This window comes from Amycolatopsis regifaucium (assembly GCF_001613935.1).
GTDB classification, from domain to species: domain Bacteria; phylum Actinomycetota; class Actinomycetes; order Mycobacteriales; family Pseudonocardiaceae; genus Amycolatopsis; species Amycolatopsis regifaucium.
The window spans coordinates 327,603-353,828 of sequence record NZ_LQCI01000012.1; the positions used below are offsets into that span (position 1 = coordinate 327,603).

Consider the following 26,226-nt stretch of genomic DNA (forward strand, 5'->3'; position numbering starts at 1 on the left):
ACCTGCGGCTATGGCGAGAGTGGCGAGGTTGGTCTATTACCCGGTCAAGGGCTGCGCGGGGACGTCGGTCGACACGGCCGACGTCACCCCGGCGGGTCTCCAGTTCGACCGTGCCTGGATGGTCGTGTCACCGGAAGGCGAGTTCCGCAGCCAGCGGAAGCATCCGGTGATGGCGTCGATCCGGGCGGACGTCCTGGACGGCGGCGCCCGCCTGCGGCTCGCCGCTCCCGGCGTCGAAGACCTGCTGGTCGAGACGGTCACGGACGGGCCGCGGCAGCCGGCGTCGACGTTCACCTGGCAGGGCAAGGGCGTCCACCAGGGTGCCGAGGCCGCCGACTGGTTCTCGGAGGTCCTCGGCCTTCCGTCGGTGTTCGTCGGGCTCGCGCCCGAGCACGAGCGCGTCACCAACGGTGAGATCCCGGGCACCGCCGCGTTCGCCGACGCGCACGCGATCCTGCTGACGTCGGAGTCCTCTTTGGACGGTCTGAACGAGCGGATCGCGTCGCGTGGTGCCGAGGCCGTGCCGATGGACCGGTTCCGGCCCAACATCGTCGTCGCGGGCTGGCCGGAGCCGCATCGAGAGGACGAAGTCCGCTCGCTCAGCGTGGGCGGTGTGGAGCTGGGCTACGCCAAGGTCTGCATCCGGTGCACGGTGCCGATGGTCGACCAGGAGACCGGCCGGAAGGCGGGGCCCGAACCGATCCGGTCGCTCGCGGACTACCGCCGCGAGCCCGAGGGCGGCGTGTCGTTCGGGATCAAGATGGCGGTGACCCGGCCGGGTCAGCTCGCCGTCGGCGACGAGGTGATCGTGCACTCCTGACCGGGCCCGAGTCCGAGCACCGACGCGGCCGAGCCGCCGTTCACCGCGACCGCGAGCCGTCCGGCCGAATCGGTGTAGAGCACGTTCTCGCCCGGCGGCACCGTGCCGAAGGTGTCGCCGACGAGCGCTTTCACCAGCACGCGGGCGCTGCTGACCGAGACCGGGCCGGAGAGTCCGGCCAGTTCGAGGTCGGCTGGGCTCGCGGCCAGCTGGACGTTGCCGAAGTGGTCGACCGTGAGCACTTCGGCGACCAGCTTGCCGGGGAACACCGCGACGAACGGATCCGGCAGCCGCACGAGGTCGGCTACGGGCGGCCCGAACTCCTCGGGGGCGACGCCGAGCGCGAGATGCGCCGCCGCGGGAGCGAAGAGGTCGCGTCCGTGGAAGGTCGACGACGTGACCGGAAGGCGGTATTCCGGGGCGGTCAATTCGTAGGCCGCTTTCACTCCGCCGAGTGCTTCGGCCGCCGGGAGGAGAAGTCCGTTGTCCGGGCCGACGAGGATTCCGCGCCCGGCGACGACCACGACGCCGCGTCGCGCGGTGCCGACTCCGGGGTCGACGACGGCGAGATGCACCGCGTCCGGAAGGAAGGGCGCGGTCTGCGCCAGCACCTCGGCGCCGGTCCTGACCTGCTGCGGAGGGATCTCGTGGCTCACGTCGATGAGTCTCGCCGAGGGTGCGATCCGCGCGATCACACCGTGGCAAGCGGCCACGAAACCGTCGCTCAAGCCGTAGTCGGTCGTGAAGGAGACGCAGTGGATCGGCATGATCAGCCAACATCCTTGATCGCTAGGGTGCAGCCGTGACGACGCTCGAATACCCGAAGATCGCCGCCGGCAAGGTCCGTGAGCTTTACGCCGTCGATGACGAGCATCTGCTGCTCGTCACTTCCGACAGGATCTCCGCCTACGACGTCATCTTCAACACGCCCATCCCCGACAAGGGGCGGGTGCTCACCGCGATGAGCGTGTTCTGGTTCTCCCAGCTCTCCGATGTCCTTCCCAACCACCTTGTCTCCTACGACGACGAACGCATCCCCGCCGAGGTCCGCGGCCGCGCGCTGCTGGTGCGGCGGCTGGCGATGCTGCCGGTCGAAGCCGTGGCCCGCGGCTACCTCACCGGTACCGGCCTCGCCGATTATCGCGCGCACGGCTCGGTCTGTGGCGTCGAACTTCCTCCCGGCCTGACCGAATCCTCCCGGCTCCCCGAGCCCATTTTCACCCCCGCGACCAAGGCCGATCACGGCTCGCACGACGAAAACATCACCTTTTCCGATGTCGTCGGGCAATTCGGCCGCAAACGGGCGGAAGAAGTCCGCGAAGCGACGCTGGCGGTCTATCGCCGAGGCGCGGAATTCGCCGCCGAACGCGGCATCCTGCTCGCCGACACGAAGCTGGAGTTCGGCGTCGACCGCGAGGGGAACCTCGTCCTCGCCGACGAGGTCCTCACCCCGGATTCGTCCCGCTACTGGCCGGCCGGGGGCTGGGCACCGGGCAGTCCGCGGCCGTCGTTCGACAAGCAGCCGCTGCGTGACTGGCTCACCGGTCCCGCGTCCGGCTGGCATCGCAAGAACAGACCGGAGCCGCCGCCGTTGCCCGCTGAGATCGTCGCCGCCACCCGGGCGAGGTACATCGACGCGTATGAGCGCATCACCGGGTGTTCGCTGGACGATTGGCCCGCCTGATTCCCCCGGCCGAGTGAACGGACCGGTCAATCCTCGTATGGCTGACCTGCGGCGTTTACTCGGTCGTCAGTCCGGCGCAAGGCCGGTCTGGCCCAATGGGCATCGTGGACGCACATTTGCTGGTTTCCCTGTCCGGTGTGACCACCCGGACGTTGCACCGCTGTGCCGACCTCGCGGCCGAACTCGACCGGCGCAAGGTCCCGTTGTCCGTGCTCTATGCCGCTCGTACCGGCGAGGGCCCGGTGACCGAGTGGGTACGGACCCGCCGCGCTCGTGGCGACTCCGTCCTCCTGCACGGTTACGACCACCGGATCCCGCCCACCCATCGCGCCGTCTACCTGGGCAAACGCGCCGAGTTCGCGGCGCTTCCCGCGCACGAGGCGCGGCTGCGGCTGATCGCGGCGAAGGCGGCGCTCGACGCCAACGGCATGGCCGTCGACGGATTCGCGCCACCGCGCTGGATCGGGTCGGAGGGCACCGTGCAGGCCCTGCGCGAGCACGGGTTCACGCTGTGTGCGGACCTGGTCTCGGTGCGGGATCTGGTGTCCGGCCAGGTCCAGCGCGCCAGGGTGCAGGAGTTCGGCGGGCCGTCGCAGCGGACGGAGACCGTCCGGTGCTTCGCGCTGGTGCTGGCCGCCGCCAGGGCCGCACGACGCGGTGGGCTGGTGCGGCTCGGCATCGACGCCGCCGACCTCGCCCGCCCGGGACTGCGGCAGGCGTTCCTCGACGCCGTCGACGTCTCGCTGGAGAATCGCGCGTTCGGGACCACCTACGGGTCGCTCCGGCGCCCGCGTTCAGTCCTCTAGATGCGGTAGTTGCGCGCGCAAGTATCACGCGTCACTGCACTAGATTGACGGGATGACCGACGACGCACCGGAAACGTTGATGCGGCTCTGGCGGCGATCGGAGCGTCCGACGCGCGGACGGCCGTCGGTGCTCGACATCGACAGCGTCGTGGCGGCCGCGGTGGCGCTCGCCGATCGCGAAGGCGTCGCGAACGTGACGCTGGCGAACGTGGCGAAGGAGCTGGGCGTCACCAAGATGTCGCTCTACCGCCACATCGGCTCGAAGCCGGAGCTGCTGGAGCTGATGGCCGACGTCGCCATCGGCGACCCACCGGAGCTGGAGTCCACCGGTGACTGGCGGGCCGGGCTGACGACGTTGGCCGAGGCCAACCGCGAAGTGCTGATGAGTCACCCGTGGCTGGTCGAGCTGCCGCTTTCCGGTCCGCCCGCCGGCCCACACGCCGTGGCCTGGATGGACGCGATCCTGCGCACGCTGCGCGACACCGGTCTCGACTGGGGCACCAAGGGCGGGATCCTGCTCTTGGTCGGTGGCTACGTCCGCCTCGCGTGCGCACAGGCCATCCAGCTCGCCGAGGGCCGGAAGCACAGCGGGTTGAGCCAGGCACAGGCCGAGCAGGCCTACGGCAAGGGGCTCGCGGAGCTGATCGACGCGGAGCGTTTCCCCGACGCGGCGGGCTTCCTGGCCTTCGGCTTCGGCGTGGAACCCGAACAGGCCGACGACCACGACTTCGCCTTCGGCCTCAATGTCGTTCTCAACGGCGTAGCCGCCCTCATCGACGCTCACTGAGCAACTCCTGCTCCAGAGTTAGTATCCGTCGGACATTATTTAGTGTACGTTGGACACGAATTACTTCCGGAGACTGAGGGGCAAGTCGTGTCGAGCACAATCCGAACCACACCAGCGCGTCCAGGAACGATCACGTCAGTGCCGACCAGTGAGCGAGTGCTGGCACCGGATCTGGCCAGGGGTTTCGCGCTGCTGCTTGTCGCGCTGGCGCATACCGCGAGCATCTTTCTCGGGAACACGCCGGGAGTCGACCAGACGCCGGAGGGCCTGGAACGCCCTTACTTCGTGGTGTTGTTCGTGTTCGTGCACGCGTGCGCGCTGCCGCTGTTCGGCATGATGCTCGGCTACGGGATGGTGCAGTTCGCCAACCGGCAGCAGGGACTGGGACAGCCGTGGGCGAGCACGCGTGGCGTGTTGCTCCGACGGCACGCGTGGCTACTGGTCTTCGGCGCTGTCGACGGGGTGCTGTTCTTCTCCGGTGACGTGCTCGGCGCGTATGGCGTCATCGGCGTGGTGTTCACCCTGCTGCTCCTGCGGCGCGGCCCGGGCTTCTATCGCATTCCGTTGCTGTACCTGGGTTTCGGCTTCTGCTACCTCGCCGTGCTGAGGTATCTGGTGAGCACCGGCAACACCGCGGGTGGGGCGCCGGTCCCGTCCAGTGAGGATCCGTCCTCGCTCGCGCCGACCTACGGCGACGCCGTGCGCGAGCGTCTGACGGAATGGCCGGTCACCACGGCGGTTCTGCTGTCGTCGATCCTCTTCGTCTGGGTCGGCGCGTGGGCCGCGAAGAAACGCGTCCTGGAGGAGCCGGAAAAGAACCGGAAGCTTCTGTGGACCGGGATGCTCGGCGGCTTCGGCATCGCCATCGCGGCCGCCCTGCCGATGGGCCTCTTCGCCGGCGACTATCTCCAGCTCGACGCCGAGACCGCCGCGCTCGCCAAGTCGATGTACGAGGGAGCCGGTTTGTTCGGCGCGATCGGCTACCTCAGCCTGTTCGGCCTCATCGGCATGGCGCTCGACCGGAAGCGGGCGGCCGCCGACCGCGGCGTGGTCGTCACCGCGATCTCCGCACTCGGACAACGCACACTGAGCGCCTACCTGTTCCAGTCGGTGGCCTGGCTGATCCTCGCGCCCCCGTTCATGCTCGGCCTCGGCGGCCAAGCCGAGAACCCGACGTTCGTGGCGGCGGCCTGCGGACTCGGCGTGTGGCTGCTGTCGGTCGTCGTCGCGTACCTGATGCACCGCAAGTCCTATCGCGGCCCGGCGGAGATCCTGGTGCGCAAACTCGCCTACCGACCGACCCGCTAGAGCTTCACGGGCTCGCCCCGGTCGAGGACCTTCACCTCGGTGCCTTCCGGGGCGAGGTTGGCGAACAGGCCGTAGTGCATCTGCGGCCGCGCGAGCACGGCTTCGTGGATCGGCACGGCGAGCCGCGGGGAGACCGCGCGCAGGTAGTCCACGGCTTCGCCCGCCTTGAGCCACGGGGCACCGGTGGGCAGGCCGAGGATGTCGATCTTCTGCTCCGGCACGAAGAACGAGTCGCCGGGGTGGTAGAACGCGCCGTGGTCGACGAGGTAGCCGACGTTCGGGATCACCGGGATCTCGTCGTGGATCACGGCGTGCTCGCCACCGACGACGTTGATGCCGCTGGACCCGATGCCGAAGGCGTCGCCGGGGTTCGCGACCTGGAATTCCGCGCCGAGCTTCTCCGCGGCTTCGGCCGAGCCCGGGTCCACGATCAGCCGGGCGCCGGGATTCGCCTCCAGCAGCGCGGGCAGCCGGTCGGCGTCGAGATGGTCGAAATGCTGGTGGGTGATCAGGACGGCGTCCAGCTCACGCTCGCCCTCGAAACCCGCCGAAAAGGCACCGGGGTCGATCAGGATCCGTGCGCCCTCGGTCTCCAGCAGTACGCAAGCGTGTCCAAAATGGACAATACGCATGGTTTCTCCTTCACGGTCGGTCAATTCCAGCCTATGCCCGTAGCAGGGCGTCGCCAAGTTCCGTGCGGAGGTAGCGGACTTCGCGCCCTCGGCGCCGGGTGTCGAGCAGCCCCGCCGCGCGCATCGCGGTCAGATGCTGTGAGACCGTCGGTGCCGAGAAGCTCAGTCTTCGCGCCAACTCGGTGGTACTCGCGGGCTCGTTGAGTGTCGTGAGCAGGGCGGCCTTGGTGCGGCCGAGCACTCCGGCGAGCGCGTCGGACGGGCGTTCGGGGTCCGACCACAGCTCGGCCACGCCGCGAGCCGGGTACAGCAGCGAAGGCTGCCACGGCTCCATCGTGATCACGCCGACCGACGGCCACGCGAAGACGCCGGGGATCAGCAACAGCCCGCGTCGATCGAGGTGAACCCGGCCGCGTTCTTTCATCTCGATCACCAGGACGTCGTCGACGAGCCGCACCCGCGGGTGAATGTCCTCCAGCACCAGCGCGATCCCGCCGTCGGCCAACCGTCGCGAACGTTCCTCGATGTCGGCGACGAGGAACCGGCGCATCCGCGGCCAGTGCGGTTCGACCAGTTCGGTCCAGGCGATCTCCATCTGCTCGGCGAGCAGATCCCTGGCCTCGGCCGGGTCTTCGGGGAGGCCGCTCAGCTCGGCGTCTACTTTGGACAATTCACGGGCGACCTGTTCCGGTGCGGTGCGGCGGATTTCGGTGAGTTGGGCGGACGCGGTGGTCTCGGGGCCGCTCGGTGGCGGGCTGAGGAAATCGGTGATGTAGTGCCGCGCGCTCATCACCTTGGCGAAGTCGCCGATGGGCAGCTCCGGCAGTTTCGCGGCGGCCCCGCGCAGCCAGGGCAGATGACTCGGATGCCCGCGCCGTCCGAGCAGGGTCTGCATCGCGCCCATGGTCTCGTCGAGCGGGGAGATGCCGAACCGGACGCGGTTGGCGCTCCCGGTGGTCAGGATCAGCTCGATCATCGGATTAGGCTATGCCCTAATCAGTAGTCCTCGCCAGGATGCTTTCGGCAGTGTTCGCGGTATGAGCTTGCTTCGTAATTCCGGGTATTGGCGCTGGTCGCTGGGGGTGCAGCTGAACCGGCTGCCCGCCACGATGGCGCCGCTGGCCTTCACCGTGCTGACCACCGCGGCCACCGGTTCGTACCGGCTCGGCGGGGTCATGATGGCCGTCTTCGTCGCCGCCGAAATGGTCGGCGCCGTGCCCACGGGGCGCCTGCTCGACCGCGTCGGACCCGCACGCGGCCTCGCCGCGATGCTGTCGCTGGTCGCCGCCGGCCTGTTCCTGCTGGCCGCGGTCGCTTCCGCCGGGGCACCGGATCTCGTGCTGCTCGCGCTGGCGATCCCGCCGGGACTGGTCGCGGGCGGGCTCAACGGCGGATTCCGGTCGCTGCTGGCCGTCACCGTGACCGACGAGGAGCTACCCCGGGCGGTTTCGGTCGACGCGATGATCCTCGAAGGCGTCATCGTCGGCGGACCATTGCTGGTGGCGCTCCTCGCGACGTCCGGCCCGGCCGTCCCCGTGCTCGCGATGGCCGTCGTCGCCCTGCTCGCGGCCCTTCTGGTGCCGCGGCGGACCGTCGCTCACGCTCCACAAAGGACGGTCGAGCGGCAGCGGATCCCGGTCGCCGCCTGCGTTCCTTGGCTGTTCGGGCTGTTCAGCGTCGGCTTGCTGCTGTCGACCGTCGAGGTCGGCCTGTTGCCGCTGGTCCAGCGGCTCGGCGCGCCCGATTCGACGACGGCGCTCGTCATCGTCGTGCTGTGCGCCGCCAGCATCGCCGGGAGCGCGCTGTACGCGGCGCGGGGGAAGGTCGGTGATCCGCGCCTGTTCCTTGCCGGGTTCGTGGTCGGCGGGATCGCGGTGTCGGCGGGTCTCGGCTGGGCCGGGTTGCTCGGCGGAGTCGCGCTGATCGGGCTCTGCACCGGTCCGATGATGGCCGTCTCGTCGGTCAACCTGCAGCGGCTGCTGCCGGAACAGCGCCGGTCGGAAGGGTTCTCGCTGGCCTTCACCGTGCAGGCGTCGGGGTTCGGGCTGGGGTCGCTCGCGATCGGCGTGCTGCCGGTACGGCTGGCGCCGCTGTTCGGTGTCCTCGCGGCCCTCGTCACCTGTGCGATGCTGGTGGCACGCCCCGGGCAAGCTATTGGCACGCCGTCAGTAACGTCGTAGCCTGGGCTTTGAGCCGAGACACGGGAGAAGTCGATGACCGCAGTCCAGCCGAAGCCGACCGCGCACAGCGTGGGGGAGACCTTCGATTCCCTCAGCCCGGCGACCGACGAGGTCGTCGGTACTTACCCGGTGCACACCAGGGAGGACGTCCGCGCCACCGTCGCCCGCGCGAGGGACGCCGCCGGATGGTGGTCCGGGCTCGGTTTCGACGGTCGCGCCGAGCGGCTGCGCCGCTGGAAGGGCGTCATCACCCGGCGGCTGCCGCAGCTGTGCCAGGTCGTCCGCGACGAGACCGGCAAGCCGCTCGCGGACGCGCAGCTGGAGAGCGTCCTCGCCATCGAGCACATCGCTTGGGCGGGCAAGAACGCGCGCAAGGTGCTCGGCAAACAGCGTCGCGCGACCGGGCTCATGATGTCGAACCAGGTGGCGACGGTCGAGTACCAGCCGCTCGGCGTCGTGGGCGTGATCGGCCCGTGGAACTACCCGGTCTTCACTCCGCTCGGCTCCATCGCCTACGCACTCGCCGCCGGGAACACCGTCGTGTTCAAGCCGAGCGAGTACACCCCGGGCGTCGGGAAGTGGCTGGTCGACGCCTTCAACGAGGTGGTCCCGGAGTGGCCGGTGCTGCAGCTGATCACCGGCTTCGGTGAGACCGGCGCCTCGCTCGTCGGCGCCGGCGTCGACAAGATCGCCTTCACCGGTTCGACCGGCACCGGCAAGAAGATCATGGCCGCGGCCGCCGAAACCCTGACGCCGGTGATCATCGAGGCGGGCGGCAAGGACGCGGTCCTGGTCGACGCGGACGCCGACCTCGAAGCCGCCGCCGACGCGACCGTCTGGGGCGCGTTCTCCAACTCCGGCCAGACCTGCATCGGCGTCGAGCGCGTGTACGTCCACGAGCGCGTACACGACGAGTTCGTCGCGAAGGTCGTCGAGAAGTCGAAGGACGTGCGGGCCGGTTCGGACGAGGCCGCGCAGTACGGCCCGGTGACGATGCCCTCGCAACTCGCCGTGATCAAGCGGCACATCGCGGACGCCATCGAACGCGGCGGCAAGGCGCTCGTCGGCGGCGTCGACGCGGTCGGCGACCGGTACGTGCAGCCGACGGTGCTCGTCGACGTGCCGGAGGACTCCTCGGCGGTCAAGGAGGAGACGTTCGGCCCGACCGTCACCATCGCCAAGGTGCGCGACATGGACGAGGCCGTCGAGAAGGCCAACGACACCAAGTACGGCCTCGGTTCCACGGTGTTCTCGAAGTCGCGCGGCCCGGAACTGGCCGCCCGCCTGCGCACCGGCATGACGGCGATCAACGCGCCGCTTTCCTTCGCCGGTATCGCTTCGCTGCCCTTCGGTGGCGTCGGCGACTCGGGCTTCGGGCGGATCCACGGCCCCGAAGGCCTGCGCGAGTTCGCCCGGCCGAAGGCCGTCGCACGGCAACGGTTCACCGCGCCGATCGTGATGACCTCGTTCTCCCGCAAGGAAAAGACCGACGCCCTGGTGGCGAAGCTGATCACCGTGCTGCACGGGAAACGCTGAGCCGGTCCGGTCAACCCCCGCGTGCAATGAAGGGGCCTTTCATCGCAAAATTTGCGATGAAAGGCCCCTTCATTGCGCTTGCCGGAAGCGTGAAAGGACCCCTCACACGCCCCGGATGAGGTCCGCCGCCTTCTCCGCGACCATGATCGTCGGCGCGTTCGTGTTCCCGCGCGGCACGACGGGCATCACCGACGCGTCCACCACCCGCAGTCCGTCCACCCCACGCACCTTCAGCGAGGGGTCGACGACCGCGTTCTCACCCGTCCCCATCGAACAGGTCCCCACCGGGTGATACAGCGTCTGCGTCTTCTCGCGGACGTAGTCGGCCAGTTCCGTGTCGGTCAGGTCGTGCCGCTCCGGCAGGAACGGCTTGTCGAGGTATCGCGCCAGCGGTCCGGACTTCCCGATCTCCACCAGGGCGCGCAGCCCGGCCAACATTTTCTCCATGTCCACGGACTCGGCGTAGTAGGCCGGGTCGATTTCGGGCTTCCACAACGGATTCGACGACTTGAGCCGCAACCGTCCCCGGCTCGCGACCTCCACCAACGTCGCCGCCGACGTGAAGCCCGGCACGGTCGGTTCGCGCATTCCGTTGTCGTAGAACAACGTCGGCGCGACGTGGATCTGCATGTCCGGTGGCGAACCACCGTCCGCGGCGGGCAGGAACGCGCCCGCTTCGCCGATGTTCGAGGTCAGCGGGCCGCGTTTGGTGAGCTGGTAACGCACCAGGCCACCCGGCGTCGCCGCGTCCACGAGGTCGGTAGTGCCTCGAGTGGACCAGATGATGCCGCAGGCCGGGTGGTCGTGCAGATTGTCGCCGACGCCGGGAAGCGCGGCCACCACGTCGATCCCGTGTTCCCGCAGGTGTTCCGCCGGGCCGACGCCGGAAAGCATCAGCAGTTGCGGCGAGTTCACCGCGCCGCCGCTGAGCAGGACTTCGGTGGACGCGCGCACCGTCGTCTCGACACCTTTGTCCAAATAGGACACGCCGATCGCGCGGGTTCCTTCGAAGACGACGCGGGTCGCCTGCGCGTGGGTCCGCACGGTGAGGTTCGGGCGGGACAACGCGGGCCGCAGGTACGCGTCGGCCGTCGACCAGCGGCGGCCCTTCTTGCACGTCACCTGGTAGACGCCGGCGCCTTCCTGCGATTCCCCGTTGAAGTCGTCGGTGCGCTTGAGGCCCCACGCGACCGCGGAATCCACCCAGGCGTGGGAAAGCTCGTGGGTGAAGCGCCGGTCCTCGACGTTCAGTGGCCCATCGGTGCCGTGCAGCGGTCCGCCGAGCCGCTGGTTTCCTTCGGCTCGCTTGAAATACGGCAGGACGTCGTCGAAACCCCAGCCCTCGGCGCCGTACCCGTCGCGCCAGCCGTCGTAGTCCGCGCGGTTGCCGCGGATGTAGATCATCGCGTTGATCGAGGAACAGCCGCCGAGTGTCTTCCCGCGCGGCCAGTACAGGGTCTTGCCGGTGTGCTTCTGCTCGACCGTTTCGTAGTTCCAATCCCACTTCGTCTTGAACAGCCCGGGGAACGCGGCGGGGATGTGGATCTCGTCGGCGTCGTCCTCGCCGCCCGCTTCGAGCAGCAGCACCCGCGCCGACGGATCGTCACTCAGCCGGTTCGCCAGCACGCAGCCCGCGCTGCCCGCGCCGACGATGACGTAATCGAACGAGTCCTGATCGGCCACGGTGCCTCCAGCTGCTGCTCACCCGGTGTTGGCGTCCCGCCAATGAGCTCATCTTGGCTCAGCGTCGCGCTCCGAGCATCCCCCAGTCGAAGGATTGGGGCGAGCTCAATCGGAGTCGGGTGAAAAAGAGGCCACGCAGGGGCCGCTCTCGGCGTCGTCCTCGGTTTCGACTCGTCCTGGTTTTCGGACGCCGTCGACGAGACCACTGAGATGCAGGACCGTCTGTTTGGCGGTGGTCAGCACGTCGGCCTTCTCGACGGTGTACCTAGCCTCGCCGTGGATGATCTGCTGCACGCCGTCGCGGGTCGTGTCGGGCACCTTCCCGCACAACACGGCCAACGCGGCCGGGATGTCGCGCTCGTTGATCGCGTCGACGAACTTGTTCCCCGCCTCTTCGCCGGTCTTGACGTCGGGGCGCGGCGCGGGCTTCGTCTCGATGCTCCGCAGCGGCTCGGGTTCACCACCGATCTTGGCGTCGCGCACGCACCAGCCGCCTTCGCCGGGGATCATCGCGATCCCGACGGTCATGTCCGACGCGGTGAACGCGGCCGACCACTCCTGCTCCGCACGCTGATGGGCGGGCGTGCTCAGTTGTGCGCCCTCGGAGACGGCCATGGTCTGCTCGAACGTGTAGGACCGCTTCGAACGGACCGGGCACCACAGGCGGCTGAGGCGATCTTCGGCGACGCCGTTCACGAACGACCGGCTCAGCTGCTCCGGCGTCGCGCGCGACTCGGTGTCGAGCTTGGTCTTGAAGAACCCGGGCGTCACCCAGCCGGTGAACGCGACGCCGCCCGCCAGCAGGATGACCAGCGTGAGCGTCACCCAGAGCCACGTCTTCGACTTCTTCGGCGGCTGCTGGTACCCGTACTGCGGTTGCCCGTAGGTCATGCGGCAACAGTAGTGAAGTAGGCTCTGGCGGTACCCACGACCTGCGTGAATAAGGAGCAGCCTGCCGTGGCCCGAGTCGTTGTCGACGTCATGCCCAAGCCCGAAATCCTCGACCCGCAGGGCCAAGCCGCGCTCGGTGCGGCCGGTCGTCTCGGCTTCACCGGGATCACCGAGATCCGTCAGGGCAAGCACTTCGAGATCGAGGTCGACGACACAGTCGACGATGCGACCCTCGAAAAGATCGCCGAGGGCTTCCTCGCGAACCCCGTCATCGAGCAGTGGACCATCAAGCGGGTCGACGCGTGAGCGCGCGGATCGGGGTCATCACCTTCCCCGGCACGCTCGACGACGGTGACGCGGCCCGCGCGGTCCGCTACGCCGACGCCGAAGCCGTGCCGCTGTGGCACGCGGACGAGGACCTCAAGGGCGTCGACGCCGTCGTCGTCCCCGGTGGCTTCTCCTACGGCGACTACCTGCGCGCCGGCGTCATCGCGCGGTTCGCGCCGGTGATGTCGTCGGTGATCGAGGCCGCCCACAAGGGCATGCCGGTGCTGGGCATCTGCAACGGCTTCCAGATCCTGTGCGAGGCCGGGCTGCTGCCGGGCGCGATGATCCGCAACGCGGGCCTGCACTTCATCTGCCGTGACCAGTGGCTGCGTGTCGAGAACAACGACACCGCGTGGACCACCCGGTACGACAAGGACGCCGAGATCCTCATCCCGATGAAGAACATCGACGGCTGCTTCGTCGCCGAGCAGGCCACGCTCGACGAGCTGGAGGGCGAAGGCCGCGTGGTGTTCCGCTACGTCGGCGGCAACCCGAACGGCTCGCGCAACGACATCGCCGGGATCCGCAGTGAGAACGGCCGCGTCGTCGGTCTCATGCCGCACCCGGAGCACGCCATCGATGCCCTCACCGGACCTTCCGATGACGGCCTCGGCATGTTCTACAGCGCCGTGGACGCTCTCGTCTCCGCTTGACAGCTCTCGCATTTCGTCCTCTAAATGCGTGAAACCGCATTTAGAGGACGAAATGCGTCAGGAGGCGGCGGCCACCAGTGCCGCGTAAGGCCCACCCGCCGCCAGCAGTTCCGCGTGCGAACCCAGCTCGGTCACCCGGCCGCCCTCGATGACCGCGACCCGGTCCGCCGCGGCCGCCGTATGCAGCCGGTGCGCGATCGCGATCACCGTGCGCCCCTCGAGCACCGCGCTCAGCGATCGCTCCAGCTCCCGCGCCGAACCCGTGTCCAGCAGTGACGTCGCCTCGTCCAGCACCAGCGTGTGCGGATCGGCCAGCACCACCCGCGCCAGCGCCAGCTGCTGCGCCATCGCCGCCGGCACGGCGACCGCACCGGCCCCGACCCGCGTGTCCAGCCCGCCCGGCAGGCTCGCCACCCACTCCGAAGCGCCGACGGAGTCCAGCGCGGCCAGCAGCCGCTCGTCGGTCCAGTCACCGGCGGGCAGCGTGAGGTTGTCCCGCAGCGTCCCCGAGAACACGTGGTGCTCCTGGGTCAGCAGCAGGATCTCACCGCGCAGGACGTCGTCCGGCAGCGTCGACACCTCGGTCCCGCCGATCCGCACCGAACCCGACGTCGGCGCGGACATCCCGGCCAGCAGCCGTCCCAGTGTCGACTTGCCGGCGCCCGATGGACCGACGATCGCCAGCCGTTCGCCGGCGGGCACCCGCAGGTCGATCCCGTGCAGCACTTCGCGGCCTTCGTTGTAGCCGAACCGGACGTCGCGGACCTCGATGTCCTGACCGCGCGGAGCCTCCGAACGCGCAGCAACCGACGAAGGCGGTCTCACACCCAGCAGCCGCCGCAACGAGGCCCCGGCGACCTGCATGTCCGCGAGCCAGAACAGCGCCTCGTTCAGCGGACCCGTCATGACCTGCGAGTACAGCAGCATCGCGGTGATGGTGCCGAGCCCTTCCCAGCCGTTCGAGTAGGCGAGCAGCCCCAGGCCGAGCATCACCGGCACCGGCAGTACGTAGCTGATCTCCAGCGACGGGATCCACCGCATCTGCAGCGCCCGGATCTTGCGCTCGCCCAGCATGGACGCGTCGAGGCCGTCGTGTCCGGCGCGGATCCGGCGGCCGGTCAGGTTCAGCGCCTCGGCCGTCCGCGCGCCCTCCGCGGTTTCGTGCGTGGTGGACTGCAGTTCGGCCCAGCGGTCCAGCATCCGCCGCATCACGTCGGGAATCCGCCGCTGGTACCAGATGTTCACCGGCACCAGCAGCGGCAGCGCGACCAGCAGGCCCAGCGCGAGGAACGGTGACGTGAGCACCATCGCCACCACGGTGAAGACCACGGTGACGGCGGCGATCATGATCTCGGGCGCGCCGAAGCGCACCGCGTGGTCGATCCGGCTGACGTCGGTGGTCGCGCGGCTGAGCAGGTCTCCCGTGCCCGCCGCTTCGACCGTGCCCAGCGGCAGGTTCAGCGCGTTGCCCACGAACTCCTCGCGGTTGCGCGCCAGGATCCGCTCGCCGAACACCCGTGCGCGCAGCCGTGCCAGCCCCTTGAACCAGGCCTGCGCCGCCAGCACGACCACGAACGCGATCGCGAGCCAGGTGATGGTGGTGGTCGTCGTACCTTCCACGACCTCGTCCACCAGCGCGCCCAGCAGTTGGGGTCCGGCCAGGCCGATCGCGGTCGCGACGCAGAACAGGCCGATCATCACGGAGAACTCACGCTTGTTGTCGCGCGCGGTCTCCCGTATCCAACGTCGAACGTCTTTCCTGTCTGCCAGCGGCAGCTTCTTCATGCTGTCATTTCCTTACCCCCGAGGTGGTGGTCGGCCAAAGGCGGGCGCGGCGACTCCGTCTTCAGGCCACCACTTTCGTACTCACGACCACGTCGGCGACATGAGTCCACAAAGGACTCTGACTGAACACGACGGTGGTCTTGCCGCGTCGCAGCTTCGCGACGCGTTCGGTTATGCGAGCTTCGGTGTGCGCGTCGACGGCCGAGGTCGGCTCGTCGAGCAGCAGGACATCGGCGTCGGTCGCCAGCGCGCGGGCCAGGTTCAGCCGCTGCCGCTGACCTCCGGAAACCTCACGCCCGCGTTCGCCGATGACCTCGTCGACGCCGTTGGGCAGCGCCTCCACGATGTCGTCGGCGTCCGCCGCGTACAGCGCTTCGGTGATCTCGACCTCGCCGGGCTCGGCGGGGGTGACCTGCTCGCGCAGCACCCCGGAGAACCAGATGTCCTGGTTGTGCGCGAACACGATCCGTCGCCGCAGTTCGGCGAGGGTGACCCGGTTCACCGGAACCCCGCCCGCCAGGGCAGGTTCATCCGGATCGGTGAACCGCGCCATCCGCGAAGCCACCGCCTCGGCGTCGGCTCCGACGTCGATGACGGTCAGCTTGCCTGCCTCGGCCTTGATCCCGGACGTCTCGTCGTAGAGGTCCAGCGGGCCTTCCGGCAGCGGCACCTGGTTCTCCGGTTCGGCGAGCGTGCGTTCGGTGGACAGCAGTTTGCACACCTTCCGCGCCGAAACCAGCGCGGCGCTCAGCACGCCCGCGAACTCGGTCGCGGTCGTCACCGGGATCACCAAGAACACCGAGATGCCGTAGAACGTGATCAGCTCCCCGATGCCGATGGTGCCGTTCATCGCCAGCTGCGCGCCCAGCCAGGTGATGACCACCGTGACCAGCCCCGGCAGCGCGACCTCCGCCGCCGCGAGCCACGCCTCGCTGCGCCCCACCTCGACACCGGCCGCCCGCACTCGCTGGCTGGAGCGGCGGAAGCGGTCGAGGAACTGCTTCTCACCGCCGACGCCGCGAAGGATCCGCAGCCCGGAGACGATGTCCGCGGCGAGCGCGTTGACCTCGGTCTTCTCCTCACGCTGTTTCGTCTGGCGCTTTTCCAGCGGCTTCAGCAGCGGTCCGATGCCCACCACCGCCAGCGGCACACCGATCAGCGCGACCACGCCGAGCAGCGGAGACGTCGTCAGCAACGCCGTCGCGCACACGATGAACGCGATCAGCGAACCGAAGGCCCGGCCGAGCACCTCGAAGGAGTCGCCGATGGGGTTGATGTCGCTGGTGGTGATCGCGACGACGTCCCCGGTGGTGGTCGTGTCCCGCAGATTCACGCCCAGCTTCGCGGCGTGTTCGGTGGCCAGGCGCTGAGTGACCCCGGCACCGTGGATCCAGCAGCCGTAGGAAGCGAAATGCTGCACCGTGCCCGCGAGTGTCTGCGCGATGCCGAGTCCGGCCGCGGCGAGACCCCACAGCCAGACGGAGTCGCTGTCACCGCTGCCGATCGCGTCGATGCCCCGGCCGATCGCGACCGGCAGAAGCGCGATCGGCAGCGACCAGAGCGCGCCACTGATCGCCGAGACGGCGAGCAGTCCCGGCCGCGCGAGCATCATCGTGACCAGGTAGCGCCAGGCGGTCGGCTTGGCGGGCAGCCTCAGTCGCGGAAGGGGGTATGTGGCGGAAAGCACGATTGTCGACGGTAAGCGGATCATTACCCTCGGCGCGAATGATTTATGCGTAGGCGACCGCGAGCCGCCCTGTCCGCTCGCCTACTCTTAACGCCGTGGCGAACCCTGATGTGGACACCGTGACCAGCACCGACGTCGACACCACCGCACGCGCCGAGGCGACCCCGGAGCAGACCCAGCCGTATGTCGAGCTCGGCCTCGCCGACGACGAGTACGCCCGGATCCGGGAGATCCTCGGCCGCCGTCCGACCGACGCCGAACTGGCGATGTATTCGGTGATGTGGAGCGAGCACTGCTCGTACAAGTCCTCGAAGAAGCACCTGCGCTACTTCGGTGAGACCGCCACGCCCGAGATGAAGGAGAAAATGCTCGCCGGCATCGGCGAGAACGCGGGCGTCGTCGACATCGGCGAGGGCTGGGCGGTCACCTTCAAGGTCGAGAGCCACAACCACCCGTCCTACGTGGAGCCGTACCAGGGCGCCGCCACCGGCGTCGGCGGCATCGTCCGCGACATCATGGCGATGGGCGCGCGCCCGCTCGCCGTGGCCGACGCGCTGCGCTTCGGCCCGGCCGACGCGCCCGACACCCGCCGCGTGCTGCCCGGCGTGGTCGCCGGCGTCGGCGGCTACGGAAACTGCCTCGGCCTGCCGAACATCGGCGGCGAGCTCGTGTTCGACGAGAGCTACGCCGGCAACCCGCTGGTCAACGCCCTGTGCGTCGGCGCGATGCGCGTCGAGGACCTGCACCTCGCCTTCGCCTCCGGCAAGGGCAACAAGATCATCCTGTTCGGCGCGCGCACCGGTCTCGACGGCATCGGCGGCGTGTCCGTGCTCGCGAGCGACACCTTCTCCGGCGACGAGTCCTCGGGCGGCCGCAAGAAGCTGCCGAGCGTCCAGGTCGGCGACCCCTTCACCGAGAAGGTGCTCATCGAGTGCTGCCTCGAACTGTTCGCGCAGAAGCTCGTCGTCGGCATCCAGGACCTCGGTGGCGCCGGGCTCTCCTGCGCGACGTCGGAGCTCGCGGCGGCCGGTGACGGCGGCATGCACATCTACCTCGACCGGGTTCCGCTGCGGGCCACCGGGATGACCCCGGCGGAGGTGCTGTCCAGCGAGTCGCAGGAGCGCATGTGCGCGGTCGTCTCGCCGGAGAACGTCGAGGCGTTCATGAAGGTCTGCGAGAAGTGGGACGTCATCGCCACCGACATCGGCGAGGTCACCGACGGCGAGCACCTCGTGATCACCTGGAACGACGAGATCGTCGTCGACGTCCCGGCGCACACCGTGGCGCACCAGGGCCCGGTGTACGACCGCCCGATCCAGCGCCCGTCCACACAGGACGCGCTGCAGGCGGACACCTCGGCGAAGCTGCCGCGTCCGTCCACTCCGGACGAACTGCGCGCTGACATCCTCAAGCTGATCTCGTCGCCGAACCAGGCGTCGAAGGAATGGGTGACCTCCCAGTACGACCGCTACGTGCGCGGCAACACCGTGCTCGCGCAGCCGTCGGACTCCGGTGTCATCCGCATCGACGAGTCGACCGGCCGCGGTGTCGCGGTCTCGACCGACTGCAACAGCAAGTTCGTCTTCCTCGACCCGTACGAAGGCGCGAAGCTCGCGCTGGCCGAGGCCTACCGCAACGTCGCCACCAGTGGCGCGAAGCCGGTCGCGGTCTCGGACTGCCTGAACTTCGGCGCGCCGACCGACCCGGGCGTGATGTGGCAGTTCGAGCAGGCCGTGCACGGGCTGGCCGACGGCTGCGTCGAACTCGGGATCCCGGTCACCGGCGGCAACGTCAGCTTCTTCAACCAGACCGGTGACGTGGCCATCCTGCCGACGCCGGTGGTCGGCGTGCTCGGCGTGATCGACGACGTCACCCGCCGCATCCCGACCGGCATCGGCGCGGAGGCCGGGGAAACCCTGCTGCTGCTGGGTGAGACCCACGACGAGCTGGACGGTTCCGCCTGGGCGCGCGAACTGCACGGCCACCTCGGCGGTCGCCCGCCTCGCGTGGATCTGGCGCGCGAGAAGCTGCTCGCCGACATCCTCATCGCCGGTTCGCGCGACGGCATGATCTCCGCCGCGCACGACATCTCCGACGGCGGCCTGATCCAGACGCTCGTCGAGACCGTCCTCATCGGACAGTGCGGTGCCCGCGTCTTCCTCGACGTGGAGCAGGACCCGTTCGTGCAGCTGTTCTCCGAGTCCGCGGGCCGGGTGCTGGTCGCCGTGCCGCGCACCGAGGAACTGCGGTTCACCGAAATGCTGACCGCGCGCGGGATGCCGTGGCGCAAGACCGGTGTGGTGGATCCGGAGTCGGGCTCGCTCGAACTCCAGGACATCACCGAATTCACCCTGGACGAGCTTCGCGAGACCTGGGAGCGGACCCTTCCGGCACTCTTCGGGTAAAAGATGTCGTGAGTGATCCGGGTCGTTCTAACGGCCCCGATCACTCACGACATCTTCGAACCTGGCGGGAGCTTCGCGCCCTCCAGCGACGGCGGCTCCGCGAAGGTGGCCACGGTGAAGTCGACAGGCGCTTCGACGACCAGGTTGTCCATCGACACCCTTCGTTCGAACCTCGCCCCGGTGAGTTCGAGCTTGCCGTGGATCTTCACGTTCTCGAGCAGGAACTTCCCGGACAGCTGAGCGTCGGTGAGGTCGAGATAGGTCAGCACCTCGCAACGATCCGCCCCGAACCAGCCGACCCGCCTGCCGAGCAACCCCAGCTTGTCGAGCCGGGCGTCGCTCAGGTTGAGCGACAGCGTCGGCCCGGTGGTCCCGGCGTGGGGAAGGATGTCGCGGATCAGCCGCTCCGCCGCGCGCCTGACCAGCCGTTCACGCTCGGCCTCGGCTCGGCTTTCCTTGCCCCACTTGATGTCCCGGTCGAAGTTGGGATGGTTGAAGGGCCGCCGCAGGTACGCGCACAACACGTCGAGCACCGTCTGCCGGTATTCCGGCCGCGTCCTGGCCAGGCCCGCCAGCGAGTGCATCGCCCCGACCCGGACCTGGTCGGCCTCGTTGCCCAGCAGCTCGATCGACTTGGCGAAGCGTTCGTCCGAGATCCGGCTGCGCTCGATCTCGTGCCTGTCCTCCTCTGTCCGCCTTCGCCTGTCGTTGAGCCAAAGTCCGTAGAGCGCGGCGATCGCCCCACCGGCGAGAGCGCCGGTCTTCAGCGCGTCACCGCGGCTGGTCGCGCGATCCGTGAGCAACCAGGCGGTGACGCCGACCAGCACCACGACCGAAGACAGCAACGTCCAGAGCAGCGGTGACCGGAGCAGGCGCCTCATCCGTCTTTCACCGTCAACCGCGCACGGCCGTCGGGCAGGTTCTCGACGACCCAGCCCGCCGGGAGTTCGTGGTCCCTCGACGGTTCCACGGTCGTGTTGTACAGCGACACGGAATCCGGTGCCTTGCGGAACTTCAGGTCGCTGAAGCCTTCGAACCGCGCACGGCGAAGATCCAGTGTCTTCGCGAACTCGGCTTCGGTGAAGACGGCGTTCTTCGCGAAGACACTGTCCTTAAAGGACGTCTCGCCCGCGAACACCGTGCCGTCGAACTCGACGTCCTCGGAGAACTGCACCCCGCTGAACCACGCTCGCTGGGTGAACTTGGCTCCACGGCAACGGAAGAAGCCGATGCGTTTGTCTTCCTTCGTGCCCGCGCCGGTCAGGTACACCGGCCCCAGGAACACGCAGCCGGACAGATTGGTGCTGTTGTACAGCCCGCCGTAGCGGAGCAGCAGCTTGCCGATCTTCCGGTCCGACAGATCGAGGTACTCCAGCACCGCGCCGGTCAGGTCGAGGTCGTACCCGCGCGTGCCCTCGGAATCCGCCGAGGGCAACAGCTCGCCGATGAGCCGTTGCGCGGTCTGCCGCACCTGGAGTTCCTGGTCCTCCGCCACCTCGCCTTCCTTGGGAGGAGTGTTCCCCGGCAGTTTCGCCGTGTCCGCGTACCGCGGATGCTTGAACGGCCGCCGCAGGTACGAGCACAGGATGTCCAGCACGGTCTGCGTGTAGATCGCCCGTCCGCGGGCCAGTCCCGCCAACGCGTGCAGGGCCCCCACCCGCACCTGGTCGGCGTCGTGCCCGAGTAGCTCGACGGCCTTCGCGAACCGCTCGTCCGAGATCCGGTCCCGGTCCTGGTCGGCCCGCCGAAGTTCCAGTTCCTGCCGCTGGCGCTCGATCTCCTGCCGCCGCTCCTCGACGCGGCGGCGCCGGTCGTTGAGCCACAACGCGTAGAGCGCGACGACGGCGCCACCGGCGATACCGCCGGTCTTCAGCGCCTCGCTGCGGCTGGTCGCCGGGTCGGTCAGCAACCAGCCGCCGACGGCGAGCAGCAGCACGAGGGAGACGACGAACGTCCAGAGCAGCGGAGAGCGAAGCAGCCGCTTCATCTGCTCAGATTACGAAGAAGTTGCGGACACAGAAGGACTTGTCCGGGTTGTCGTCCGTGGAGATCCCCGACCCGCTCACCTTCTTGCCCTTCACCGTGCCTTCGATGTCGCCGTTGACGAAGCCGTCACCGATGCCGGAAGTGGAGGTGATCTCCAGCTGCGCCGGCGCCGGGGCCATGATGTCGATCGAGTTGCCCATGGACTCCTTCATGTCCGCGCAGACCAGCGACAGCGCGCCCGCCTTGTCACCGGCGCTCACCTTGGCGAAGAAGTCCTTGAGGTTTTGGACGCCCTTCGGGTTGCCTTCGGAACCGGTGCCACCGCTTTCGCTGCTCTTCGGGCTGCTCTTGGGCGCACTCGACTTCGGGCTGCTCTTCGGCGCGGAGGGCGGCGCCTGCTCGGACGACGACGCGGGCGGCGGCGCGGCCGTGTTGTTCCCTTCGTCCTTGCCGAGCAGGAAACCCGGCGCGACGAAACCGGTGACACCGAAGGCGATCAGCACGACGACGCCGATCACGATCCCGATGATCAGGCCGGTCTTGCTCTTCGGTGGCGGCGCGGGCGGGCCGCCGTAACCCTGCGGGTAGCCGGGGTTGTTCGGGTCCCAACCCTGCTGCTGCGCGTTCGGATCCCAGCCCTGCTGGGGCTGTTGCGGGTACTGCTGGGTCTGGTCCCAACCCTGCTGGGGCTGCTGCTGATACTGCTGGTTCGGATCCCAGCCCTGCGGTTGACCGTACTGCTGAGTCTGATCCCATCCACCCTGCTGCGGGTAGCCGCCGGGCTGTTGTCCCTGTGGGTCTTGGCCGTAGGGCTGGCCTGGCTGGGGTGGGTAGGTCATCGGTCTCGCCTTCCGTGCTGGGGCCTGAGGCTGGAGATCAGACGACCGGCGGTCAGCGCTGGTTCCGGATCCGCCCGTGCCAGGAGTTCAGGGGCATTCTGCTCGGAAGGTACCTCGACCGCGAAAGCGGCTCCCGGCGAGGCCGGGAGCCGCTTCTTCACGAAATGCGCAGCTCAGCCGTTGGCCAGTGCCTGCAAGCGGTCGTAGGCGCCGTTGAAGGTGTTCTGGTCGAGCGGGCTCGAGGTGTACTGCCACACGGTGTAGAAGCCCCAGCCGTAGGGCAGGGAGCCCACGGTGGAGGCGTAGCGCGCGACCCACAGCGGGACCGTGCCACCGAAGTTCTGCGTCGTTCCGACGCACGTGCTCCACCAGCTCGTCGAGGTGTAGATGACGGGCCAGCGGCCGGTGCGCGCCTTGTAGCGATCGTGGAACGCCCGGATCCATGCCCCCATGGACGCCTGGCTCAAGCCGTAACAGGTGGCCCCGTACGGGTTGTACTCCATGTCGAGCGCGCCCGGCAGGGTCTTGCCGTCGCCGGACCAGCCCCCGCCGTTGTTGATGAAGAAGTCCGCCTGCGCGGCGCCGCCGGAGACGTTGGGCAGCGCGAAGTGGTACGCGCCGCGGATGAAGCCCTGGTTGTAGGAACCGTTGTACTGCTGGGCGAAGTACGGGTTCTTGTAGCTGGTGCCTTCGGTGGCCTTCGTCCACACGAAACGCTTGCCTTGTCCCCACCAGTAGGCCCAGTCGACGTTCTGCTGATAGCTGGCGACGTCCATGCCCGCGACGGTGGCGAGCACCCCGGCCTCAGGCTGCGGCCGAGCGGCCTTGGCCTTGGATTCCGGGGTGGAGGTGTCCCCTTCCACGCGCCGGATCTGCGATCCGATGGTGTGGTCGTTCTGCTGGAGATCCTGTTCGATCGACATGATCTCCGGTGACGGAGTCGCCGATGCCTGGACCGTGCTGCCGAGCAGGAGCAGCGCGGAGCCGACGGCGATGGCGATTCTTCGGGAAGTGCGCATACGACAATCCCTTCACGATAACCCTCGCTGAGGACGACTAACTGCAGGTAGTCGTCCCGGCACGATTGTTGACGACGATGTCGGGTTTGTCACTAACTTCCGTGAAATTGGTACTACACGTGGGTGATTTTCATTTCCATCTTGATGGTGTTGTGTGATCTTGTAACACCCACGAGAGTGGGCTCAGCCGAGCGATAGGGCACGCACGTGATCTTCCGTGCCGTTGAACCAGTTCTGGTCGCCGGGCAGGCTGCCCTTGTCCGAAAACTGCCAGATGGTCTGGGCCTTCCAGGCGGCCGGAAGCTCGCCGATCTCCGTGTTGTAGCGCGCGAGCCACAGCGGGTTCTGCCAGAAGGCGTTGCTGTTGCCGGTGCAGCGCTTCCACCAGCTCGTCGACGTGTAGATCGTCGGATGCCGCCCGGTCCGCCCCCGGTAGGTCTCGGCGAACGACGCCATCCACGCGACCATCTGCGCGGGAGTCTTGCCATAACAGGTTTCGCCGTACGGGTTGTACTCGATGTCGAGCGCACCCGGCAGCGTCTTGCCGTCGCCGGACCAGCCGCCGCCGTGATCGACGAAGTAACGCGCCTGCGCGGCGCCGTCCGAGATGTCGGGACGCGCGAAGTGGTACGCCCCGCGGATCAGGCCGACGCCGTAGGAACCGTTGTACTGCTGGGGAAACCGAGGATTGACGAACCCGGTGCCCTCGGTCGCCTTCACGTAGACGAACTTCGCCCCGGTCTTGGCCGCTCCTGGCCAGTCGACGTCGCCCTGATGTCCGCTGACGTCGTGACCGAGGGTCTGCCCCTCACCGCCGTAAAGCGGTCCGGGCGCGGCGTTGACGCCTTCGTGCAGAGCGATCTGCGAGCCGGCGTAATGCTCCTCGGCCCCGTCGTATCGGGGCCCGGCTTGCTGTGCCGAAGCGGGGGTCTGCGCGATCAGCAAGACCCCCGCCGCGAGGACGGCCCCCCAGCCTTTCGAACACACTCTGCGACTCATCACGTCGCCACGATCCCCCGCGGAAAGGGAATCAGCGACTCGAACATCACCCGAAAGAGTTGCTCTCAGCGTGAATATATTGCGCCGAATGGGTTAGGCGAGCCCTAACGACGCTCGTCCAGAAGGGCTTTGGCGAGATGCTCCGAGGGGACGATCGCGGTGAGCCGGTCGTGCGGATTGATCGCCACCGGATGCCCCGCGAGCAACGGCACCATGTCGCGGCCCAGCACCGCGCGGGCGTGTGGCCATTCGCCGGGGACCAGCGACTTGGCCGTGTACGCGGGTACGAGCACCCGGCCGTCGGTGTTGTGGAAGCCGATCACCGTGCGCTGCACCGGGGAAAGGGCGTAGACGAACAGTGTCGAGTCGAGGAAGACCTTCGGCAGGTCGGCGACCGGACGGTGGTTCGTGCGCACCAGCTGCAGCATCTGTTCGAGCTCGTTACGCGGCTCCGGGAAGCCGAGCGCCTTGGGCGAGGGCCGGTAGCGGTCGTTCGGGTGGAAGTCCTCGACGATCTCGCCCGCGCCGTTCACCGGGTACGCGCCGACGACCGCCCAGGACGGGACCGGGCCGTCGGGGTCGAAGGCCTCGTCGATGACGTACAGCCAGCTGTTCGGATTGGCCTTGGCGTTGGCGCGCATCTCGTCGGTGATCTTCGGCTTGGCCGGTTTCCGCTTGCCCGCCAGGCTCGACGCCGACCGATCCGCCTCGTCCCGCTGCGCCATCGCCATCCCCACGTTCCGGGTGCCTGAAGGTTTGTTCGCGCTCACTCTACTGTTCTCCCATGGCCTCTTCGCGTTCGGTCGACCCCGCTGAGTTACGTGCCGCGATCACGGCGATTTCCACCTGGTTGAGCGGATCCGGTCCGGATCCGGCCCGTCCCGAGCTGGCCGCGGCGGTGCGGCTGAGCCTGCGGACGCTGGCCGCGGACGCGCCGGGGAAGAGTGTCGAAGTGCGGGTGCCGCCGTTCGCGGCGGTGCAGTGTGTCGAAGGACTGCGGCATACGCGCGGGACGCCGCCGAACGTCGTCGAAACGGATCCGCGCACGTGGCTGGAACTGGCGACCGGGCTGCTGAGCTGGGCCGACGCCGTCGAATCGGGCCGGGTCACCGCTTCCGGGAGCCGGGCCGACCTCGCTCGCTGGCTGCCGCTGGTCCGCCTCTGAACCCCGTCCCGCGTGCGATGAAAGGCCCCTTCATCGCAAAATTTGCGATGAAGGGGCCTTTCATCGCACGCACGCGGGGGAAGAACCGGCCTTACTTCTTGCGGCCGACGCCACCGGAGATCGTCCGCTGAGCCGTGTTCAGCTCCTTGATCCGCGGGCCGTCCGGCCACCAGTCGGCGCACAGGGTGACGCCGGGCTCGACCATCTCGAGGTCGTGGAAGAGCTCCTCGATCTCGGCCTTGGTGCGGAAGGTGCCGGAGCCCATCGGGCTGTGCAGGAAGAAGTCCTCCATCTTGCGGGCCGTCTCGGACAGCTCGTCCTCGGGATCGGAGAAGTGCGAAATCGCCACGTAGGAGCCGGAAGGCAGCGCGTCGATGTACTTCTTCATGATCTTGGCGGGCTCGTCGTGCGGGCCGTTGTAGTGGTGCAGGGTCCCGAGCTGCAGGAACGCGATCGGCTGCGAGAAGTCGATGTGCCGCCGGATGTCCGGGTGCTCCATGATCCGTTCCGGCTCGAAGATGTCGTCCGAGACGAAGTGGGTGTTCTCGTTCTCTTCGAGCAGGGCGCGCCCGTGCGCGAGGACGACCGGGTCGTTGTCGACGTAGACGACCTTGATCTCCGGGTTGATCCGCTGCACGACCTGGTGGGTGTTCTCCGCGGTCGGGAGGCCGGAGCCGCAGTCGAGGAACTGGGTGATGCCCGTCTGGCTGGCGAGGAACCGGCAGGCGCGGATGAGGAAGCCGCGGTTCTCGGTCGCCAGGTCCTGCGCCTCGGGAGCGGCCTGCTGGACCTTGCGCAGCACCTCCCGGTCGATCTCGTAGTTGTCCTTGCCGAGGAGGAAGGCGTCGTACACCCGGGCGATGCTGGCCCGGGTCGGGTCGACACCCACAGGCACTCGTTCCGTCCGGGGCGGGGCGTCGGGCATCTTGAACCTCACAAAACTGTGTTGGAAGTCTCGGGCTCTACGTAGAGTAGAACCACGTACGCGACCGGTAAACCGAGCCATGCCTGTCATGTCGAGGGCCAAACGTGTA

The 26,226-nt window shown here is 68.4% G+C and carries 25 protein-coding genes; 11 read left to right on the forward strand and 14 right to left on the reverse strand.

Annotation, left to right across the window (positions count from 1 at the left end; genetic code table 11):
* Positions 1-10: 10 nt before the first annotated feature.
* On the forward strand, positions 11-820 hold the full coding sequence (locus tag AVL48_RS16050) for an MOSC domain-containing protein (RefSeq protein WP_061981882.1): 810 nt from the start codon (positions 11-13) through the stop codon (positions 818-820).
* On the opposite strand, the gene AVL48_RS16055 is transcribed toward AVL48_RS16050, so the two are convergent.
* On the reverse strand, positions 781-1,587 hold the full coding sequence (locus AVL48_RS16055; protein ID WP_061981883.1) for an SAM hydrolase/SAM-dependent halogenase family protein: 807 nt from the start codon (positions 1,585-1,587) through the stop codon (positions 781-783). The two genes, AVL48_RS16050 and AVL48_RS16055, sit on opposite strands and share 40 nt — an antisense overlap.
* A gap of 35 nt (positions 1,588-1,622) precedes the next feature.
* On the opposite strand from AVL48_RS16055, the gene AVL48_RS16060 reads away from it, so the two are divergent.
* From AVL48_RS16060 to AVL48_RS16075, 4 genes are all read left to right on the forward strand, one after another.
* Complete coding sequence (locus AVL48_RS16060) at positions 1,623-2,504, forward strand: phosphoribosylaminoimidazolesuccinocarboxamide synthase (protein ID WP_061981884.1); 882 nt, start codon at positions 1,623-1,625, stop codon at positions 2,502-2,504.
* Between the two features lie 95 nt (positions 2,505-2,599).
* Complete coding sequence (locus AVL48_RS16065; RefSeq protein ID WP_177242323.1) at positions 2,600-3,310, forward strand: DUF2334 domain-containing protein; 711 nt, start codon at positions 2,600-2,602, stop codon at positions 3,308-3,310.
* Positions 3,311-3,362: 52 nt separating this feature from the next.
* A complete protein-coding gene (locus tag AVL48_RS16070; RefSeq protein ID WP_061981885.1) occupies positions 3,363-4,097 on the forward strand; it encodes a TetR/AcrR family transcriptional regulator in 735 nt (244 codons plus the stop codon).
* A gap of 138 nt (positions 4,098-4,235) precedes the next feature.
* Positions 4,236-5,405 (forward strand): DUF418 domain-containing protein, encoded by a 1,170-nt coding sequence (locus AVL48_RS16075; protein WP_244162619.1) that lies wholly within the window; start codon positions 4,236-4,238, stop codon positions 5,403-5,405.
* Here AVL48_RS16075 and AVL48_RS16080 read toward each other — a convergent pair.
* Together AVL48_RS16080 and AVL48_RS16085 are read right to left on the reverse strand one after the other, a co-directional pair.
* Positions 5,402-6,037 carry an MBL fold metallo-hydrolase gene (locus tag AVL48_RS16080; RefSeq protein ID WP_061981886.1) on the reverse strand — a complete coding sequence of 212 codons (636 nt, stop codon included), beginning with the start codon at positions 6,035-6,037 and terminating at the stop codon, positions 5,402-5,404. The genes AVL48_RS16075 and AVL48_RS16080 overlap by 4 nt on opposite strands.
* Positions 6,038-6,068: 31 nt before the next feature.
* Positions 6,069-7,013, reverse strand: a complete 945-nt coding sequence (locus AVL48_RS16085) for an ArsR/SmtB family transcription factor (RefSeq protein ID WP_061981887.1) — start codon at positions 7,011-7,013, stop codon at positions 6,069-6,071.
* Positions 7,014-7,074: 61 nt separating this feature from the next.
* Between AVL48_RS16085 and AVL48_RS16090 the strand changes: the two genes are divergently transcribed.
* Both AVL48_RS16090 and AVL48_RS16095 read left to right on the forward strand, forming a co-directional pair.
* Complete coding sequence (locus AVL48_RS16090) at positions 7,075-8,217, forward strand: MFS transporter (protein WP_061981888.1); 1,143 nt, start codon at positions 7,075-7,077, stop codon at positions 8,215-8,217.
* Positions 8,218-8,250: 33 nt separating this feature from the next.
* A complete protein-coding gene (locus AVL48_RS16095; RefSeq protein WP_061981889.1) occupies positions 8,251-9,753 on the forward strand; it encodes an aldehyde dehydrogenase family protein in 1,503 nt (500 codons plus the stop codon).
* Between the two features lie 102 nt (positions 9,754-9,855).
* Here AVL48_RS16095 and AVL48_RS16100 read toward each other — a convergent pair whose 3' ends face one another.
* Positions 9,856-11,436, reverse strand: a complete 1,581-nt coding sequence (locus tag AVL48_RS16100) for a GMC family oxidoreductase (protein ID WP_061981890.1) — start codon at positions 11,434-11,436, stop codon at positions 9,856-9,858.
* 105 nt (positions 11,437-11,541) lie between these two features.
* Positions 11,542-12,327, reverse strand: a complete 786-nt coding sequence (locus tag AVL48_RS16105) for a hypothetical protein (protein WP_061981891.1) — start codon at positions 12,325-12,327, stop codon at positions 11,542-11,544.
* Between the two features lie 66 nt (positions 12,328-12,393).
* On the opposite strand from AVL48_RS16105, the gene purS reads away from it, so the two are divergent.
* Together purS and purQ are read left to right on the forward strand one after the other, a co-directional pair.
* Positions 12,394-12,633, forward strand: a complete 240-nt coding sequence (gene purS / locus AVL48_RS16110) for a phosphoribosylformylglycinamidine synthase subunit PurS (RefSeq protein WP_003056885.1) — start codon at positions 12,394-12,396, stop codon at positions 12,631-12,633.
* Positions 12,630-13,307 carry a phosphoribosylformylglycinamidine synthase subunit PurQ gene (gene purQ / locus AVL48_RS16115; RefSeq protein ID WP_007032539.1) on the forward strand — a complete coding sequence of 226 codons (678 nt, stop codon included), beginning with the start codon at positions 12,630-12,632 and terminating at the stop codon, positions 13,305-13,307. Before purS ends, purQ begins: the two co-directional genes overlap by 4 nt.
* Before the next feature lie 57 nt (positions 13,308-13,364).
* On the opposite strand, the gene AVL48_RS16120 is transcribed toward purQ, so the two are convergent.
* Complete coding sequence (locus AVL48_RS16120) at positions 13,365-15,092, reverse strand: ABC transporter ATP-binding protein (RefSeq protein ID WP_061981892.1); 1,728 nt, start codon at positions 15,090-15,092, stop codon at positions 13,365-13,367.
* Positions 15,093-15,153: 61 nt separating this feature from the next.
* On the reverse strand, positions 15,154-16,779 hold the full coding sequence (locus AVL48_RS16125; protein ID WP_061981893.1) for an ABC transporter ATP-binding protein: 1,626 nt from the start codon (positions 16,777-16,779) through the stop codon (positions 15,154-15,156).
* A 119-nt stretch (positions 16,780-16,898) separates the two neighbouring features.
* Between AVL48_RS16125 and purL the strand changes: the two genes are divergently transcribed.
* A complete protein-coding gene (gene purL / locus AVL48_RS16130) occupies positions 16,899-19,184 on the forward strand; it encodes a phosphoribosylformylglycinamidine synthase subunit PurL (protein ID WP_143178240.1) in 2,286 nt (761 codons plus the stop codon).
* A 44-nt stretch (positions 19,185-19,228) separates the two neighbouring features.
* Here purL and AVL48_RS16135 read toward each other — a convergent pair whose 3' ends face one another.
* From AVL48_RS16135 to AVL48_RS16160, 6 genes are all read right to left on the reverse strand, one after another.
* Positions 19,229-20,065, reverse strand: coding sequence for a hypothetical protein (locus AVL48_RS16135; protein ID WP_061981895.1), 837 nt, complete (start codon positions 20,063-20,065; stop codon positions 19,229-19,231).
* Positions 20,062-21,171 (reverse strand): pentapeptide repeat-containing protein, encoded by a 1,110-nt coding sequence (locus AVL48_RS16140; protein ID WP_061981896.1) that lies wholly within the window; start codon positions 21,169-21,171, stop codon positions 20,062-20,064. Before AVL48_RS16140 ends, AVL48_RS16135 begins: the two co-directional genes overlap by 4 nt.
* 4 nt (positions 21,172-21,175) lie before the next feature.
* Complete coding sequence (locus AVL48_RS16145) at positions 21,176-22,009, reverse strand: hypothetical protein (RefSeq protein ID WP_061981897.1); 834 nt, start codon at positions 22,007-22,009, stop codon at positions 21,176-21,178.
* Positions 22,010-22,182: 173 nt separating this feature from the next.
* Positions 22,183-23,028 carry a lysozyme gene (locus tag AVL48_RS16150; RefSeq protein ID WP_061981898.1) on the reverse strand — a complete coding sequence of 282 codons (846 nt, stop codon included), beginning with the start codon at positions 23,026-23,028 and terminating at the stop codon, positions 22,183-22,185.
* Between the two features lie 183 nt (positions 23,029-23,211).
* Positions 23,212-24,027: a lysozyme gene (locus AVL48_RS16155; RefSeq protein ID WP_061981899.1), complete on the reverse strand. Its 816-nt coding sequence runs from the start codon at positions 24,025-24,027 to the stop codon at positions 23,212-23,214.
* Between the two features lie 104 nt (positions 24,028-24,131).
* A complete protein-coding gene (locus tag AVL48_RS16160; protein ID WP_425266134.1) occupies positions 24,132-24,752 on the reverse strand; it encodes a type VII secretion system-associated protein in 621 nt (206 codons plus the stop codon).
* Between the two features lie 59 nt (positions 24,753-24,811).
* On the opposite strand from AVL48_RS16160, the gene AVL48_RS16165 reads away from it, so the two are divergent.
* On the forward strand, positions 24,812-25,192 hold the full coding sequence (locus tag AVL48_RS16165; RefSeq protein WP_061981900.1) for a sterol carrier family protein: 381 nt from the start codon (positions 24,812-24,814) through the stop codon (positions 25,190-25,192).
* Between the two features lie 91 nt (positions 25,193-25,283).
* Here AVL48_RS16165 and AVL48_RS16170 read toward each other — a convergent pair whose 3' ends face one another.
* Positions 25,284-26,081, reverse strand: coding sequence for an SAM-dependent methyltransferase (locus AVL48_RS16170; protein ID WP_061981901.1), 798 nt, complete (start codon positions 26,079-26,081; stop codon positions 25,284-25,286).
* Positions 26,082-26,226 lie beyond the last annotated feature (145 nt).